At 39.6% G+C, this 3371-nt stretch carries 4 protein-coding genes; 1 reads left to right on the top strand and 3 read right to left on the bottom strand.

What is annotated here, in order from left to right:
- Nucleotides 1-492 (top strand): hypothetical protein (locus A7325_RS13880; protein WP_227515022.1); only part of this gene is annotated, 492 nt, incomplete at its 5' end.
- 350 nt (nucleotides 493-842) lie between these two features.
- Here the strand turns inward: A7325_RS13880 and A7325_RS12940 are convergent.
- From A7325_RS12940 to A7325_RS12930, 3 genes are read right to left on the bottom strand one after another with little or no spacing between them, the layout of a single operon-like run.
- Nucleotides 843-1133 carry a contact-dependent growth inhibition system immunity protein gene (locus tag A7325_RS12940; protein ID WP_068408792.1) on the bottom strand — a complete coding sequence of 97 codons (291 nt, stop codon included), beginning with the start codon at nucleotides 1131-1133 and terminating at the stop codon, nucleotides 843-845.
- 14 nt (nucleotides 1134-1147) lie between these two features.
- The gene (locus tag A7325_RS12935; RefSeq protein ID WP_068408790.1) at nucleotides 1148-1633 is read right to left on the bottom strand and encodes an RNase A-like domain-containing protein; all 486 of its coding nucleotides are present in this window, start codon (nucleotides 1631-1633) and stop codon (nucleotides 1148-1150) included.
- Between the two features lie 21 nt (nucleotides 1634-1654).
- Nucleotides 1655-3202, bottom strand: coding sequence for a VENN motif pre-toxin domain-containing protein (locus tag A7325_RS12930; protein WP_068408789.1), 1548 nt, complete (start codon nucleotides 3200-3202; stop codon nucleotides 1655-1657).
- Between the last annotated feature and the right edge of the window lie 169 nt (nucleotides 3203-3371).

Here is a 3371-nt window from a genome sequence, read left to right as displayed (position 1 = left end):
AAGACTGCTAACATCATCATGGACACCACTTACTTTGGTCGTAAGTTCGGTTTAATGGTTTTTATGGACAATACTACTAAAGCGGTTCTTTACTACGCGATAGTCAGTCATGAAACCAACAGTGCCTACAAGCAAGGAATTGATCATCTAGCATCGTTAGGCGTTGATGTACAAAGCATTACCTGTGATGGTAGACGAGGACTGCGTACGTTATTTACCTACACCCCTTGCCAGATGTGCCAGTTCCATCAGGTACAAATAGTGACTCGTTACCTCACTCGTCGCCCTAAAAATATTGCTAGTATCGAGCTTAGAGGGCTTACTTTAGACTTAACTAAGCTTGATAAAGCCACATTCACAAAATGCTTAGATCAATGGTATTTAACCCATGAAGACTATCTGAGTGAGCGTAGCACCAATGAAGATACTGGTAGAACGTGGTATACGCATAAGCGTCTTAGAAGTTGCTTATCGCAGCCTCAGAACCAATAGCGATTGGCTATTCACTTATCAAGAATATGAGCACTTAGATATACCAAATACCACCAATTCTCTTGAAGGATTATTCAGTGAGTTAAAGCGACAATTACACAGTCATCATGGTCTAAATGAGCAGCGTAAGTTACGGTTTATTAAAGACTTTCTACTATCAAAATCACTCAAATAGTATGAATTATGTCCATTAGCGACTACCTTCTACTTTTTAGCATGAATTTTGTCCATTACACCAAAAAACTTAATTTATTTTTTTCTAAAGCCTCATGAATTATAAAATATAAGTCTTGAGCCTCATTTTCAATTAAGTAACTTTCAATATCTAGTAAGTCCATACTAATAATTCCTTACTTGCGCTTACTAATCTCATCAGTCAGCAACTCATAAGCATACTCAAACCATTCCTTTTCGGTATTGTAACCTTCTAATAATGGATCAAAATCAAAGTTATTATCTTGAAAAATTTTTTCTGACAAGTCATTTTCTAATACAACTTTAATATCACTGATTACATTATTTACAATTTCTAAGTTTTCTTTTTTAGCGAAAAAAACTAGCACTTCCTTTTCTTGAGAAAACTCAGACTGCCAATCTTGATAAAAGTAACACTCCATAATATATTTGAACGCGTTAAGCATTATGTTTCCTACGGTTATTGTGATGGATATGAAGTAATAATTACAAATCCTTTTGGCGCTCCAGGGTCTTTGTCAATTACCAAACGTACCTTTTGCGAGTTGGTACTCTGTTTTGATCCTTTACTGATTACTCGACCAACGTTATATCCTAGAGATTGTGGTAATACTAGACGATTAGGACCTGAAGAAGATTGCAACCATTCGTTAACCTTGGTTTGATTTAATCTAAGAGTATCTCCTATAGCACGTTCTGCAGTATAAAGATCCGAAAATGTAGAAGTTGCTTTAAGTTTTGGTTCAGCTGAAAGCCTCGCAATCAACTGTTGATCACTTTTACCCACATGCTGGGCAACTGCATGACCACCAATATTATCATGATATATTAAAGTTCGACCTGCATATAAATTAAAATTATTAGGGATAACTTGAGCTGTAGGCACATATTTCCCAGATTTTGTAACAGTACCCACCCCAAAACCCAAACCACCCGTACCGAGCACGTCTATTCCTAATTGAAGAGTTTAAGCTGCTTCTTTAGATAATCCCAATCCTTGTAATGTTTGAACAATTTGAGTTGGGTCTTGTTGGCTTAAAGGTTTACCAAAATTCTTAGTGCCAGTCATTAAGTGATCACTAGAACTGGATAAACCTGCAGAGCCTGCTACTACTGCCGCATAACACCCTATACCAGCTGACGCACCACAAGCATATGCTGCACCACCTATAGATCCTACTCCTCCAATAGCGCCGCCTCCAGCCTCTAAAGTTGGCTTAATATAACGATTCAATATGCTTCTATCTTTCGCATTAAACTTGTAAGCAAGACTATCGAAGTAAGTTATTACTAACTCAGGATTGCTTTCCAATTTAGCTAATGTCTGATTTCTTAAATTTCCATAATTCTTCTGTACATAAGGACTTTCAACAAAGTTTATCATTTTTTGGATAACGTCATTGCAGTCTCCACCTGCAGATCTACATTTACCTTCAAAAGAGCTTTTTTGGATGTTGTATATCTTCTCTACTTCTTGTTTTGTTTTCTTACTTATATTTTTAAGATCCGCATAGTAGTAGTTATCTTCAACTGCAACCTTGCTCGTTTCAGCGGCATTAGCCGCATCACTGGCACTCCCTGTTGTCAAACCAATACCAGCACCGACGGCACTAGTGATTGCACTAATCGTATCTTTTTGTTCAGCAGTAAGTTTAGTAGGGTCACTACTACCATAGAGAAATTTAGATAAGAGAGGTGCGGTTGCCTCACCTGAACCAGCCGAGATACCACCCGTCAATGCATCGTTACCTGTCGCATAGCTGATAGCTGCACCTAAAATACCTTGAGCTAAAATATGAGCCGCACTACCTTGTTCTGATCGGTCACCACCATCTATACTATTGATGGCTTCATTGGCTTTAAAATAGGTTCCAATTTGACTAGCGATAAATGGACTTGCAGCTTTCGCCACATAACCTGTAACGCCATTAGTATTTGGTCCATAAATAGCACCAGATATCGCATCAAACAGCAGACCTTGGTTTTGTACTTTGTCCGCTTGTTCGATAAGTTTATCGCGAGCAGTATTATTACCTAGCTGTCCTTGTTCCTCCGCTTCATCACGAAGCGCCTTCTCTTTAGCATTCAGCTCAGTCTTAATCTTACGCCGGTCTTGATCAAAGGCTTGGGTGATCTCTGTTTGTGCTCCTAGCTCCTCATTAACTCTTGTTGCATCAAACCCATTGTCAAGGGCTCCCGCGTACTCGGCCTGATTGTCCGTTGTGATACCACTGTTGCCTGCGATGCCCGTAATACCTGCTTTAGTGATACTGCTATCGCTGTCGCTATCTGTGCCATAGCCTAAACCATTACTATTAGCTTGTGGTTTACCTGTAGTATTACCCAAACTCACGCCAACTTGTATCGCATCACCCTCATAGCTTGTCGTGTTTTCTATATCTTGGGTTGTGATACCGCCTTTGCTGACGTAGTTGTTTAGTCCAGCGGCTAGTGCTGCATCAGTAGTGGTAATGTAGTGGCATAATAAAATTGGACAGCTGCTAAGAGATACCATCTTAAAAAAGCCAAATCAAGTGCTAATTAGCTCAACTCTTGCTTGGTAAGGTTGCTGATGTTTAACCACGCCGAAACAAATATGCACAAGCTTACGCATCGCCGCACAGACAGCCTGCATTTTGCACTTACCGTTAGCAAGCAGTCGCTCATACTGCGCCTTAATGTCG

The organism is Psychrobacter sp. SHUES1 (assembly GCF_001652315.1).
GTDB classification, from domain to species: Bacteria; Pseudomonadota; Gammaproteobacteria; order Pseudomonadales; family Moraxellaceae; genus Psychrobacter; species Psychrobacter faecalis.
The sequence above is the reverse complement of the archived record's forward strand: the minus strand, read 5'-3'. Positions and strand labels throughout refer to the sequence as shown.

Excerpts from the sequence above, each read along its gene's own strand:
- A7325_RS12940 (WP_068408792.1), bottom strand. The coding sequence starts at position 1,133 with ATGCTTAACGCGTTCAAATATATTATGGAGTGTTACTTTTATCAAGAT.
- A7325_RS12930 (WP_068408789.1), bottom strand. The coding sequence starts at position 3,202 with ATGGTATCTCTTAGCAGCTGTCCAATTTTATTATGCCACTACATTACC.